Origin of the sequence: Dorea sp. AM10-31 (assembly GCF_003435815.1) — a bacterium.
GTDB classification, from domain to species: domain Bacteria; phylum Bacillota; class Clostridia; order Lachnospirales; family Lachnospiraceae; genus Dorea_D; species Dorea_D hominis.
In genome coordinates this window covers 35,570-49,973 of the sequence record NZ_QTUV01000013.1, presented here as the reverse complement: position 1 = coordinate 49,973, position 14,404 = coordinate 35,570, and the positions used below count along the sequence as shown (strand labels likewise).

Below are 14,404 nucleotides of genomic sequence, written 5' to 3'. Positions count from 1 at the left end.
AAGAATATCAAGATATAGTTGAAGAATATTATCCTATTGAAACTATTGTTTATGGAATTAAAAATATTAAACAGGAATTTATCGAAAATGGTAGAAAAGAAATTTATAAAAGGACTTATAAAGATTGATTATATAATATATGAAAAGCTATTATAAAAGACATTACGATAAATGATTATGATAAAAATAATGCCAAGCTTGTATATTATGACACGATTGAAGAAGCTATTCAACTTTCCACTTTGAATGCTGAAAATGAGGAACTTTCGGTTCCTGCTGATTTTCTTAATCATGTTGATGAAACCTTGCATATATGGCAAGGCAAAAAATATGATACGATTTTCTATCGGGCTGGAAATGATAACGATGATATTCAAGGCTTAGTAATGGCTCGTTGTAAAAAGCAGATACAGAATGGGCATACACAATACGAATTTATAAATGCTACACCGGTTACAACGAAACGAGATAGAATTTTGTTAGATGATATTACAGAGCTTATTCACTCTTCTTTGAAATTAAGTGATTTCCAACAAGACTTAAACCCCGATTATCCAAGCAAGCGTTTTGTTTACGGCTATGCACATGATAAAGAAATCTATTCATTGGAAGTAGAAGGACAAAAACCGGACGGTGTAATTGAAATCAATGTATATGACAGAGTCATGTATCTATGGTATTACAATGACTTACAAAGTAACAAAAGAGGTGACTGTTTAAGCTATTCGGTAGATGTACCTAAATAAAATGACATTTTTAGATAATGTATTATATCCATTATAATGTACTGTATCAAGCCGTGTTGAAATGGTTACACTTGCTATTTTAGCAAGTATATTTGGGGAATAGCAAGAAATTTCAGTTTGACAATTTCATATCCATACACACAAAGCAGTTAGTCTTAGGATTGACTGCTTTTTAATAAAAGACACCGCTTAGGTGTTAAGGGTGTCTTTTTAGTGCTATTTTATTGTCATATCAAGGCTCACTCAATCGTGGTAAATTCGTGGTAAATTGAATAATTTTCTATACTTCAAATTGCTTGAAAGTATAGTGTTTATGCGAATAATCGAAAATTATATATAAAATTTAAATTAACTGTTTTTACATTCTCTTTTTCATTAACATCATCATACTTCCAATCTTCCAATATAGATAATAAAAAGCCTCTTTTATCTGCATTTCTTTTTCTAACAATAATAAGATATCCCATATAAACATCAATTATACCAGTTATTATAACTATAATCATTGCCAATTTATTCAATATTCCTTCCGCCTTTATATCAATAGCAGTAAATATCAAAGTAACAACCCCAATTAGAATTGCAATATCACCCTCTCTATTAAGTGAATTTTCAAATCCTTTAATATCCGCTTTCATAGTTTCTACAATTGTACGTTCTTTTTCCCGTTGGGACTGATCTCCACCTGCTTTTGCAGCAGTTCTTTTAATCTTTTCAATGATTAAACTTCTACTTTTTTCCAAATTGTCCATCCCTATTAAATTCATATACTGTTCATAGTATCTTTCATAACTTCTTTTCTTTCCAAATGTAAATGTTATTTTTCTCATGTATTTTTATTCCTTCATATTTATATTATATAGTATAAATGAACTTCAGATATATGTAAATATTGGTCTTCCTTAACCGTAAAGCAACGTCCCATATCTTTTTCTTTTTTATAGAAATCTCTTTCTGTGTATATTCCATTCCATTTATAGATATGAATCTGTATCTTTCCCAAGAAATTTATCCAATTTAGCATAAATATAATATATAGGATAGTATGAATATGCATATAGGAATAATATGCTCTGCTTTTCTACGTCCCTGTATCGCCCTATAAATAAGGTTTTCTGGTAATAATGGCAGGAACATTTTTAGACTTGATTCCGCAATTTATGATCATCAGATTAGACTTAATTTCTGATATCCGGAATGGATTTAGACCGATCTTTAAAATATGTACATGATTTTGGACTGTTCAATAAAAAGAAAAAGCATCCATATTACGTTATAGGCTGCTTTTACGATTAACTCTATGCTATTTTTCTTGTGTTTTCCCCGGATTCAGAGCTTTCCTTTTCCTGGAGACCATATTCTTCCACTTAAACCAGACCTGACAGCTATGCTGAAAGATCTGTTGCTTATCCAATAATGCTCTGTTTTAAAATTTTATGTACGTATCGACAGTTCAGAAGATTACCGTTCTCACCATTGATCCGGATTGCAGATGCCAACATCCGTTTCAATGCGTTTAGCGACTTTCCTTCCTCTTTTAACATCGGACGGTACTGCTTCAATAAGTTTGCCGTGTCAGCCAGCTCCTGCTGTGTGCTTTGCAAACGATTTCTTCTACATTCAGTTGCCACAAAGTACTCAAATTCCTGCTCCTCTACACCTTGCTTCTGCATCGGTGAAAATACGGAATGACGGTATGTCATATAGTATTTTTTATCCTTGATGCCAATAGAAAAGAACTCTTTCAGGGAATGTATATAGTAACGCAATACTCTACTGGTTACGCATAACATTTCCCGAAATATCTTATAAAAGTTATGCACACCAACCTGATAGCTGCTCCGGTTTTCATGCGTCCGCTTAAGGAGCTCCATTAAGAGATATTTTTCATTTGCCTTCAGCTTTTGGAATTTCTTCTGATGAAATACCTGTCGGTGAAGGTTCACATAACCTTCCTTGAATGATTCCGGATATGAAAAATCATTTCTTAATATGACGATATCATAATCTGATTCCGTCTTCTTTTCATAAGTGATAATTCCTTTTTCAGACAGTGAGCGCAGAGAATTATAAAAGCTCTGTTTGCACATGCCAGTTTTTTTACATATATATTTATAGTGTACTCCATAAATGTTACCGCTGATATCCTGAACCTTTGCAATACAAAGGAAGAAATCCATCTCCTTATTTGTTAAATTTCGTAATTTGGGTAACAAACTATATTTGATTCTCATACGCTCACCTCCTCCTTAATTTCCATTTTATATATTGACATCTATACATTTTTTCATTAATATAGATGCATAGGGAGAATCTTTTTTCATAAGTACATAACGTAAGCATTTTTCCTTTCGGGCAAGTCTCCGCCAAGACTTGCCCCTTTTTCTATTTTGGGATCCATGCACTAAGCTGCAGATACATTTCTGTTCCGATTTTAAAAAGCTCTGTTCGTGGTGCCGGATATATAAGCCCGGCAAGTCCTATTATTGCCAGTGCAGCGATCACTATTGTCGCTGCAATCCGGATCAGCGTCCCGATCACTTTTACCAACGTACGGAATACGCTGCTTTTTTCTACTATAATTTTTTCTTCAGCATCATCTATATGATGCTTTTTCTTCAGCTCTCTCTGTGATTCCTGGAAGTCATTTTTTGCCTGAATGTCTTCCACTATATTTTTCCTGTATTTACTCATGTTTTCCTCTTCTGAAAAAGCCTTTTTTCTTTTTCGCTTTCTTTTCTTTTTTCTGTTCCGGATCATCCAATATATCACGATATAATTCAAGATGTGTTAATTTAAATGGATCTCTACAGTCTTTCGCAAAGAATGTGCTGTCCCTTTTATCACCCATCAATTCTAAAATATCATCCTGTTCTTCCCGGTCTTCTGATGTAAAATTAAAAATGTATGCCATTTTTTGATAGAAGTTATTTTCAATCAACATGTATGTTTTTTCAAATTCCCCAGGCTTAACGCCGACAACGCTGATCTGTATATTTTTTTCCAGGAATGAAATTTTATTGAATCCACGGTCATCATACACCCCATAATCGTATATGTAATAATCATAATCTTGCTGCAAAATATCCGGAAGTTTTTCCATCTTATAGTACATATCAATTCCCCGATATGTCGCCTTTCCATTCACCGGATCAACTTCCACATCTTCATATGCTTCTACTAGTGCTTCTACCCATTTATGCTCATTCATTTCAATATAACAAGCCTTGTATCCGCTATATATGAGATATTTCACAAGCTGTATAGCTTGCGTAGTAGTTCCCATCCGCTTTATAGCTCCCACTACACCTATAGTCTTTGCATTAGCAATATCATTATTTTTCTGTGATATTTCAACTTCATCTTCAAAATTCTGTCCCATATCTGGTCTTGTACGTTTCCCGGCAATGCACGCTTCCAGTTCTTCCTTTTTATCAGCCAAACGATCACAAAATACACATGTAAAAATCCCCTGATAATTTAAATGCATGATCAGATCACTCTGTCTGTTAATATCGGTCGCATCCATCACCGGCAATGCCTGATTCGCAAGTTGTATTTTTTTGATCACTTCAGCAATTTCTTTTGCCGGAGTAGCATATTGACCAATATCATACACAATCACTTTACACCCTTCACAGGACAATATATCATTTACCTGATCTTCTATATGCAAACTGGATTTTATGTATTTTACCTGCCATCCATGTTTTTTCGCTACATCTTCTGTCCAATAGCCTTTTTCTGTATTCCCAACGTAAACAAGCATATCTTTATCCTTTCTTCTTAAGCAAGTCGTTCCAATCATTTTCCTGTTCCGGAAGATCTACTATAATCTGAACATCCGGTCTTTCCTTTCCTATGATCTTTTTCAGGAGATCACAAGCCAGCTTTCCACCGTGATCGTTATTTGTTCCGATCCAGATTTCCTTTATACTCCTATCCGGCAGATAAGAATATATACTTTCCACTTTTCCGACACCAGCTAGAGCAAGATAATTGAAATTTTTCCAATGTTCTCGCTTAAGCGTCATGACTGATAAGCTCTCAATCATACTTTCCGTGATATATATAGCGGCCGCCTGGTTATCTACATATATTCCCTGTTTATAATCACATCCTGGAACGTCTCCATAAAAAGATCTGTATGTATTGGTTCCGCGTAGACAGGCAAATACCGGCTTTTCTTTTTCTGCATGGTCATATCCGACAAACACACAGTTCTTATGGACATCCTGATATAACTGCTTTCTATGAATCATTTCCTGCACTATATCCGGAGCAATTTTTCTTGTCTTAACCAAATACGCAAAAACATTATGCATATGCTGGTCTTTCTCCGGTAACCGGAATATCCTTTTTTTATCTGCTGACCGGATTTCAAATTGCGGAAGCTGTGACAATTGCTCTGCTCCACCAATCTCCTGTGTCAGCACTTTTAATACTTCATGAAGATCCATATTGGTAAACTCAAGAACAAAGTCAATGATCGATCCGCCTCTCCCAATCGCAGTTCCCATAGTCGGAACAGAATTACGCCAAAAGCAATTTTTTTCCGGATCTATGATCACAGAGTCATGCTCTTTCAAACTATAATATTTTCCTTTTCGTTTCACAGTAAATCCCAGCCGTGGTGCATAATCAATAATCCGGATCTGTTCTTTTATGATCTGATAAACGTTACTCATTTGCTATTTTCTCTTTCTGTTTTTCAATGTTAGATACTCTTTGCTGATATTCCGTTACTTTGTTTTTCAATTCTTCCATTTCATCCGTGTTCATCTGCTTCTGGCTCTCTGCATCGGATATCAATTGCTCTGTATTTTCTTTCTCCTCATCTGTTTGATAAGTTTCCTTTTCTTTTAATTCTGCAATCTTATCATCAATCCGGAGATTTTCCTGATTCAGTTTGCCTTGCTTTTGTTCCGCTTTTTGAATCTTCTTATTATAATCTGCTATCTGGCTGTCACAGCGCAAGACTTTATACTCTGTTCGGGATCTCTTCTCAATTTTTCCAACTTTTTTTACATCCTGTAAGCTGCTATACAGTTTTAACGTCGTGTCTTCACTCTCTTTCGGCATGTCCATCCGAAGTGAGATATCGGACCAACGACTTGGCAGATCTTTTATTTGCAACACTATCCAGTCATCTTCTTCAATGATCTTATCGACATATAGAGGATTTCCATTCAGATCCACTGCCGAAAACTTGTATCGGTTAATTCCATCATATCTTTTGTTTGTAATGTCAAGTTCCACTTCCATTTCATTTTGCTGCTTAGAATATTCCCATCTGATCAATTTTACTTCTCGGTCATTCCAATCTACTGTAGTACCTATTTTCGTAGCATTTCCAGACTGAACCGGAATACGCAGCCAAAATCTGGATGTAAAAAAAACTGTATATCCTCCAATAAAAAGAAAAAGAACGATTGAGAAAAATATATTACGGTTTCGTTTTTTTCTTTCGCTTGCCATTAGCGTTCCCTCTCATAATCATAGATTTTCTCTGAGCGTAACATCTGAACCGTCTTTTTTTCAGAAATTAACGCTTCATAGAATTTCGAATCTACCATTTTTTCATTAACGTATTTCAATTCCATTTCCACTGTCCGTCCCCACTCCATATCCTGACACATTTTTTCACTCCAGGATTCCGGTGGCCCAACGACAAACATCACATCCGCCATCATTAGATCTTTACAGATCTTCATATCTTTATATTTTTCTCTGGCAATTGCTTCACATGCTAGTTTCTTGTCACTCGGACAACATATATACATCTGTCTCATTTTCCTCACTCCTCATTTGTTTACATTTTTATTTCTTGTCGATGGTTTTACAAGTTCCGCTTTGCATATCTTCCACAACGTAAAAAGATTTGTTTCCTTTTTCTAAGATCATCCAATATAATTTTTTCCCCGAATCATATTGTGTGGTCACATCATTTCTGGATATAATTTTTTCATTTGTATATCCATTCATCAGCATCCAGTTTTTGATTGCATTTTCAAATGCTGCATAATTTTTTATCTGCTCTTTCACTTCCGTCCGCATATCACAGATTTCACATTTAATATCACTCAATTCTGATTCTTCCTGTGGATATTCATCCTGTTGTGTCTTTTCTTCTTCACTTTTCTCTTCATTATTAGTACGTATTTTTTCTTTTTTAACTTTTTCTATTTTTGCGTTTTCTCCTGATTTTTTACTCTGTCCAGGCATTCCAAAAAAGATAATGCCCATCAATACAACTGCAAATATAATAAGTAATACTCCTATTATTCTTCTTGATTTCATCCATCTTCTCCTTTCTCTTCCGGCCGGATCAGCCGGAAGGAATCTATCGTTAAATGGTTACGGTGTGATACACCAGCCTATCCATTGGTGCAACCTATTAATTCAATGGTTCGCCTGCGTTCCAACCCCATCCAAACCATCCATTTTTCACAAATGAAGTTAATGTCTGTTTTTTCCAAATACCGGTATTCGACACAACCATGCCGTTGCCAACATATATACCAACATGACCGAGCAATGCGTGGCAGCTTCCCGATTTTCCGGAACCCCTGTTATAAACCGTTGCCCCAATCGGAATATTTTTTGTCGAAGTAGATACGCCCCATGTCATCCAACCATTGTGTGCACAGCATATAGATTTATACCGTCCACCTAACGCTTTCTGATATACCGTAGCAACCCATTTCTGACACTGGCCGCCACGGCAGCCAAACAAACTTCCCTGCATGGCTACGTTATATACCTTTTTCTGTTTTTTTGTAGCGTGCTTCAGATCCTGCCCTCCGGTAGATTCGCCTCCGGTGCTATCGGTATTAGATAATCCTGCCACAGTCATATGATCCAGCCTGGAAAGATTGAATTTTTTCATATACATATTCAAAGTATTATACTGATTCTCGCACCATGGAGATTTTGATAATGCTTCTAACTGTGCCTGGCTTCCAGATCTCTTTCTTGCTGTTTCTGCTATCTTTTTATAAGCTGAAGAAGTAAGTAAAAGCCTCGCCCTATCTTTCAGTCCTTGCGAGTAGGACGTATATTTTCGATATGTACCGGTGGCTCCTCTGGTTCCATCCCATGTGACTTCACCCTTCCAGCTACTTCCAGTTCCCGTTGCTTTGAGTCCGAATAAGTTATATTCTTTTGACGCTGTATTGTATAGAGACGTTCCATCCCATGTACCGCCAACTTCCTGCTGAGCCTGCGCGATCGTCACACTAGCATAGATTCCATATTTTTCCTGCAGTTGCAAACTAGTTACCAAGATTTCATTTGTAACCCAGGGCGGCATCCCATCTAAATCGATTTCTACATCCTGAACATCATCATTTCCATTCTCGTTTTCTCCATTAATGATACCTAAAATCATTACGATACTCTGTGTTGTTGTAGTGACTCCGATCAGCATTAATGCCAACGCAGCAATTCCTATTATAAATATTGTTTTTTTTATCTTCCTTGTAACATCCACTAAACGCCTCCGTTAAACAGCTTTTCTTCCTCTTTCGTCAGATGCACGCGGAACTCCAAATTTTTATCCGATGCAATGCATAAGATATTTTCGCCAACTTCCAATTTAGGGATCTTATTTCGCTGCGATCTGGTCAATGTACTTTCAAATATCCGGTCAAGTAACGGCAGTGTGTTGGAATCCTGATGAAATATAAATTTGTACTGTGTCAATTCAAAAATCTTTTTCAAATCATCGATTGCCTCATCTGCAGATCCTTCCGGAACATAGTCACGAATGGACTGGCTTGCCAACATGATGCCGCCAAAAAATTTTCTTGCCTCTCGTAAATAAATGGTAATTAATTCCAGCGCGTGTCTTTTTTTAGCATTCAGCCATCGATGGCTCTCATCAATAATCATCAGGAAACTGGTAATATCTTCTAATTCAATCTCACCTTTTCGATACATTTCTGACATTAACTTTCCATTCGTTACACAGTTATCCCAGCACAGAGAGATCATATTAAAAATCTGTGCATCAAAAATCGATGCTTTCATTTCTTTTACGGTTGACAAATCGAAAGTTACGATTTGCTCATCCAATATATTGTCAATAGATGTATACCCATCAAATAAGGATCCATATGTTTCAACAACGTTTCCAATCACACGCCGGATCTTATCTACCAAAATTAATTTTTTCTTGATCAGCTCCATCCCTACTTCATTTACATAGGTACTTTCCTGCATTTCTTCTATTTTTTTATCAAGAAATTTTAGAAAATCTGAAAAAATCGGATATCTGTCCGCCGGCAATCCAGTAATCTGGGTAACAGCCTGTCCACTTTTCAATTCCATTCCGAAATTCTTATATAGTTCTCTCAAAAGCTCTTCAAACTCAACGATTTCTTCTACGCTTGTATTTCCTTCCACCAGATATTTATACAAAGTGGAAACCTTAGAGATATGCCGGATAAAGGAGATTCCTTCATTGTCTTCCGCACGTAATACCTCTAATGGATTTAATACGCCATTTGTTCCATCCAGTTTAATTACTTTGCCACCAAGTGTTTTGGTTAGGATCGTAAATTCTCCGGAAATATCAAATGTACGTACATAATTTCCTTTGATCGCATTGCTCAGAAAACGTTTTTTCAAAAGAGTAGATTTTCCGGAACCCATTGTTCCGAAAACAATGGAGTTATAGTACAGCCTTGTAATTGTTTTTGTAAATTCGTTAAATAAAACATTTCCACCACATGGCGTACGTCCCAGAAAATCTCCTGTCGGATCTTCTAAGGAGCTGTAGTGAAACGGATTTCCGGCCGCCACAACACTTGCAGTTAACGGTTGTCCATATGTAAAGAAAGGTTCTTGCTGCTGACGGTTATATGAACGAAATACAGACATCCACTCTGTCTCGGATTCATTCAGGAAAATTGCAGTTTTATATCCACCACTTTCTAATTTTGCCATGATATTTTTTACTTTATCTTCCAACTGATTCCAGGATGGATCTGCCACAAAAATACGGACATGTAATAATTTGATTACTTCACCCATTGCAGATATTTCATCGTAGAGTCGTTCCATCTCCTGATATCTCTGCTTAGCATTATATTTTTCCTGAAAATCGGTCGCTTCCATATAGCGGCTCTGCTGCTCTCTCATTGACCTGTTAATATTCTTCTGCACCTCGATAATATTATCGGTTGCAATATCAACGGTTGTGATCGTGTTATTGATATTACAAATTTTGGATAACCAAAACTCTTCCAGTTTCTGCGGAAATTCATATATGTGTATACATGTCTCATATCCGCTTCCGGTTAATACATAGCGACTGTCCGCAAATGTGACTCCCCCCTGCGGCTGGATTCGTTCCATCAAATATGGATCATAACTATTTTTCTTTTGCTTTTTTTTCTTTTTCCTAAACATCCTTATCTCCTATGCGACTAGTGAATTTTTATTATATAAGCGGTATAATATTTTGTGCTTTTTTTCTTCCGGTATTTCCAGTAATAATCCATCATTTCCAAGATGAAGCGTAGATTTCAATGTCAACATCTCTTTTTGCATCTCTTCCTGTGTTTTCGCATAAACCATATAATAATACTCTCTGGTTGTATTATTTTTCGCCAGCCATACAAGCTCATCATATTTCTGCTGCAGGAACTTTCTGTACATTTGATTATTCGTTGCGTTTATTTTCCGCTGCAGATAAGCCTGCTGTTCCTTTGTATCGCAAGGGAAATTTAACACTACCAATTTCAAGTCATTTTCAAACAGCTTGTACAACTTCGCAAACTTCATGCAATCGTACTCCACTTCATCCGCCGATGAATTGATCAGGTCTTTTGAATTGATCTGAACAAGATTCATATAAGTTCCATCCTTCATCCGGTAATAGCCTTCCTCCAGGTACTCTGCAACATCTATTTTTTCAAGAATACTTTTTTTTACCTTTTTTCCTTTCTTCATTTGGTATCCCTCTTCCTTCTCTATACGTTCCCGCCTCCGGCTTTTATTCAAGACCGGGGAATAACTTTCTTTATCTCTCCGCAGCATAATCATGACGCTTTCGTAATTACGCCTTTTTTTGTTATAGTAAGATTTTGCGGTTAAGAACACAGCCATCCCCAAAGAATAAATGAAAAAAACAATCTTAAGTGACGGGTGCACTAAATTTGCAAGCACCAGTGATACACTCATGTATATTAAGATAAAGAAAAAGTCGTAAATATAAATATTTTTTGAAACCTTCGTTTCGGATTTAATATCTTTTGCTACCAGATATCGCATTGCCTTTCTTCCTTCCTGCCATTTTTTTATGGATTAAAAATATCCTTTGGAGCTGTCTTCTTCTGTTCCATCTGTCCTTGTGTCTTACTTGTAGAATCCATCGTTTTTCCATTAGAAGAATCTGCTTCTAACACACCTTTCCATGTCTGATGAAAAATCTGTCCGTCAAACTCTACCGTTCCATTATGATTGATATCTCTTTTTGTCAACTCATCCGGATGGCTGATTTCTTTGTTCATATCTTCCAGATTTGCATTTTTATTTAACGGATCAACGCCATTCAAACTATCCATCATGTCATTAGAAATCGGGATCTCTGCATCTATACTTTCAGACTCCGGAAGTTCTGCCCCTGTCATTTCTCCGCTATCTGCCCCATTCAAGCTTTCTATAGAATTTGCAGATTCCGTTCCTAACTCTGCGGAATCAACTGCGTTTTCCATTTCCGGATCTGTATTGTTATTTTGCAAATTCATAGCATTTCCAGCATCATTCTGGCTATTTTCTTCTTTTTGATTTTCATTCGTTTCGTTTGCATTTGTACTTGCTTCTCCAGGCATTTCCGCATTTTTCTGATTCATATTTTCTGCAATATTTGCCTTTGCGCTCTGATCCGTATTATTCGTACGACTCTCTTTATCCAAAGTACTGCTATTTGTCATTCCGCTAAGTCCTTTACTCATCATCATTCCTGCAATTCTGGAAGCCTGAATACCTGCCATGATTTTTCCGGTTCCGGAAGATAATCCTGCATCAATACCAGTAAGTTTCTGGATAATATTAGGTCCATCAATTACCGCAAAAGCGATAAAAAGAAGGATCATAGCCTGTGTGAATCCTGAAAATCCTGTCTGATTTATGAACTTATATGCTAACAGGTATATTTTCAAACATATCATCACAAGAACTAACGTAATGTAGCTGTCTTTAATGCTATCCATAATTTTTAACGTCTTTTGGCTATTTGATAAATTAGCGGAATATAATACTGCAAGCACTCGCTGTATCACGATTTCGTATATAATCCGAACTACTTTATATGCCAGGCAGACATAGATCAATATCAGAGAACATAACCCTAATATGCAGTTAAACCACTGTATGTTATACCGGTAATAGTATTCATTTAATAAATCTGTCCAGGCAATTCCGTTATAACTTTCTTTTACCTGGATATTATCCTGTCTGTATAGGATTCTGTGAGACATCAGATCTTTTGAGCTTTCTTTCACATCATCAGGCTTCACTATTTCGTTGATATCAATCATTGCCATATCATCTTCTGAAAAATCGGAATAGGTAACCCGATTTTTCTTCGTCATATTCATAAGACCACCTTTAATGTGATCATCTAAATATATAAGGTCAAATACGGAAGAACCCACCATGTCATATACAATGCCCTTTGATTTTTCCGCCGCATTATCGTTCACGATTGCACTACGCATATCATCAGCAAGAAAGCCATTCAACTGCTGGATCAGATAGCCGGAAGACGATACGATTAATACCGCCAGGCACAGATTCATGACAAACTTTGGTTTCTTTTCATGCCAAAAGATAAGTACAATGCCAAGAAAAAGCAGCGATAGCGAAACTAATGATACAAATACCGGTTTCCATGCTTTGATAAAGTTTTCTACCGGCCCCCACTTTGTGAAATCCACTAATTTAAAGCAATTATCAAATAAATTAGCTGCATTCGTGGCAACCCATGCCAGCCCTTTCACTAGTGACCATCCACACCACCGGACTGCTGATGAAACTATGTTGTTGATTGCAAGAATATCATTGTTCCTCATGAGCACTTTCAATATGCCTTTTTCGTCTACAGCAAATGCTGTTGCTGGAAACAGAATGACCAATGCTGCAATCAACGCTGCACCTATGTAATATTTTTTCCTGTGCATAATCAAATCCTTCCTCTAAGCTGCCATACTGAACTCGATCATACTGATCATGGCTTGCTTATCTTCTTTTTTTGCATCACTATCATTTATTACTTTTATCAGATCTATAATAAATGTATTCGTATTTACATCTATGCCGAACATATGCTTTGTCAAGCGAATGATTTCATCACAATTTGACAATTCGGACAACTTTTTTGGTTCCGCAGACCGACTGTCCCCACCATTTTGAAAATGAGCAAATGCTTTTCGGTAATCAAATACAATATTCTCCAGTTGTATGTAACTGCAGTCTTCCGGATTCATTTTATTCATATCAATCTGATCCGGATTTGGAAATGTATTTTGCAGATATTCATAACGGAACAAAAATACTTTTCCAGATTCTACAGAATTAAAAATCGGTGTCGGTCGAATTCTGTGTCCCTTCAGATCTCGCCGCTTCATCACACGCTTAATTACACACTCACCTTCTTGCAACTCTTCCAACTGGTTCATGCTAAGTAATGGCTTTTCCATTGTTGATTCCGAAAAATATTTTTTCATTGTCAGTTTATCTCCCGATCTTTGGATATCTACGATCGTTTCATTTCCCAGATTTTCAGAAAAGTTTTTAGCAGTTGCATCATCATTCGTTAATATGAATATGTGATTTCCGCAGTTTCCCATCAATGTTTCTGCATCGTCACCATACAGCTTTTTCATTTGTGAATGTGCCTGAATATAAAGATCAAATGATATATTCCTTCCAAGGCATACTGTAATAATATTCGCCATACCTTCTATTGCCGGTAAATTTCCAAATTCATCACAAATGAACTTCACCGGTCTATCACATTTACCAGTTTTTGATCTGGTAGCTTTCTTTTCCAGCACAAATGTTAATTGACGTATAAACACCGTTGCCAAGAAATGTGTCGATTTATCGTAATCCGGAATACCTAAAAATATTGCCATTGGTTTTTCACTAAATCCGATATTTTCTAGCTGTACACTGCTCTTAGCTGTCATTTTTGCAATATTCTCAAAAGTAAATATTGTAAGTTTAGTAAGCATGGATGCAAATATTGATCCCTTTGTACGATCTCCGGTAACCTGAATACCAGCATATTTCATTTTTGCACGATCCAATGCCGGTCTTTGCGCAAAATAACTATCCAGTGCCGTTACATTTGGATTTTTTTCATTTGTGATAGTGGCTAATTCTGTAAAAGTATTGATGATTGAATACATATTTATCTTTTCTTCTTCGTGTTCTCGCAGGCAATCATCTACATGTGCTAATATCAATGCAGTTAACAATGAAGAAGATGTATCCTGCCAGAAAGAATCTGTATTTGCCGGGCTATCTGGATTAAAAATAGAATAACTGAATGCCTGTGCCAGTAATTCTGCCTCTGCGTAATTCCCATTCATATATTCTTCTTTAATCTGCTCCAATGGATTAAATCCCATAGAATGCAAGGGATC

The 14,404-nt window shown here is 36.4% G+C and carries 13 protein-coding genes and 2 pseudogenes; 1 reads left to right on the top strand and 14 read right to left on the bottom strand.

The genetic code is table 11. The annotated features are described in order from the left end of the window. Positions 1-170: 170 nt before the first annotated feature. Positions 171-746: pseudogene (locus DW125_RS13675) on the top strand (hypothetical protein); the annotation flags it as partial. A gap of 311 nt (positions 747-1,057) precedes the next feature. Here the strand turns inward: DW125_RS13675 and DW125_RS13670 are convergent. The 14 genes and pseudogenes from DW125_RS13670 to DW125_RS13605 form a co-directional block, all read right to left on the bottom strand. Beyond that, positions 1,058-1,576 carry a hypothetical protein gene (locus DW125_RS13670; RefSeq protein WP_117538497.1) on the bottom strand — a complete coding sequence of 173 codons (519 nt, stop codon included), beginning with the start codon at positions 1,574-1,576 and terminating at the stop codon, positions 1,058-1,060. Between the two features lie 576 nt (positions 1,577-2,152). Beyond that, positions 2,153-2,980 (bottom strand): hypothetical protein, encoded by an 828-nt coding sequence (locus tag DW125_RS13660; protein ID WP_117538495.1) that lies wholly within the window; start codon positions 2,978-2,980, stop codon positions 2,153-2,155. 151 nt (positions 2,981-3,131) lie between these two features. Then, entirely contained in the window at positions 3,132-3,440 is a 309-nt protein-coding gene (locus DW125_RS13655) for a hypothetical protein (protein WP_117538494.1), read from the bottom strand. Further along, complete coding sequence (locus tag DW125_RS13650) at positions 3,433-4,554, bottom strand: hypothetical protein (RefSeq protein ID WP_117538493.1); 1,122 nt, start codon at positions 4,552-4,554, stop codon at positions 3,433-3,435. The genes DW125_RS13655 and DW125_RS13650 overlap by 8 nt, the downstream gene beginning before the upstream one ends. After that, entirely contained in the window at positions 4,520-5,434 is a 915-nt protein-coding gene (locus DW125_RS13645) for a DUF3991 and TOPRIM domain-containing protein (protein ID WP_117538492.1), read from the bottom strand. The genes DW125_RS13650 and DW125_RS13645 overlap by 35 nt, the downstream gene beginning before the upstream one ends. Beyond that, positions 5,427-6,224, bottom strand: coding sequence for a hypothetical protein (locus DW125_RS13640; RefSeq protein WP_117538491.1), 798 nt, complete (start codon positions 6,222-6,224; stop codon positions 5,427-5,429). The genes DW125_RS13645 and DW125_RS13640 overlap by 8 nt, the downstream gene beginning before the upstream one ends. Next, positions 6,224-6,538 (bottom strand): hypothetical protein, encoded by a 315-nt coding sequence (locus DW125_RS13635; RefSeq protein ID WP_117538490.1) that lies wholly within the window; start codon positions 6,536-6,538, stop codon positions 6,224-6,226. Before DW125_RS13635 ends, DW125_RS13640 begins: the two co-directional genes overlap by 1 nt. A gap of 28 nt (positions 6,539-6,566) precedes the next feature. Next, the gene (locus DW125_RS13630; protein ID WP_117538489.1) at positions 6,567-7,046 is read right to left on the bottom strand and encodes a hypothetical protein; all 480 of its coding nucleotides are present in this window, start codon (positions 7,044-7,046) and stop codon (positions 6,567-6,569) included. A 97-nt stretch (positions 7,047-7,143) separates the two neighbouring features. After that, a complete protein-coding gene (locus tag DW125_RS13625; protein ID WP_117538488.1) occupies positions 7,144-8,238 on the bottom strand; it encodes a glucosaminidase domain-containing protein in 1,095 nt (364 codons plus the stop codon). Beyond that, a complete protein-coding gene (locus tag DW125_RS13620; protein ID WP_117538487.1) occupies positions 8,238-10,160 on the bottom strand; it encodes a VirB4 family type IV secretion system protein in 1,923 nt (640 codons plus the stop codon). The genes DW125_RS13625 and DW125_RS13620 overlap by 1 nt, the downstream gene beginning before the upstream one ends. 9 nt (positions 10,161-10,169) lie before the next feature. Continuing rightward, positions 10,170-10,703 carry a hypothetical protein gene (locus tag DW125_RS14315; protein WP_147323706.1) on the bottom strand — a complete coding sequence of 178 codons (534 nt, stop codon included), beginning with the start codon at positions 10,701-10,703 and terminating at the stop codon, positions 10,170-10,172. A 72-nt stretch (positions 10,704-10,775) separates the two neighbouring features. Continuing rightward, a pseudogene (locus tag DW125_RS14610) lies at positions 10,776-11,024 on the bottom strand (DUF5592 family protein); the annotation flags it as partial. A 26-nt stretch (positions 11,025-11,050) separates the two neighbouring features. Continuing rightward, positions 11,051-12,934: a pLS20_p028 family conjugation system transmembrane protein gene (locus tag DW125_RS13610; protein ID WP_117538485.1), complete on the bottom strand. Its 1,884-nt coding sequence runs from the start codon at positions 12,932-12,934 to the stop codon at positions 11,051-11,053. Between the two features lie 15 nt (positions 12,935-12,949). Continuing rightward, on the bottom strand, positions 12,950-14,404 hold a 1,455-nt coding region (locus DW125_RS13605; RefSeq protein WP_207658365.1), incomplete at its 5' end, for a VirD4-like conjugal transfer protein, CD1115 family.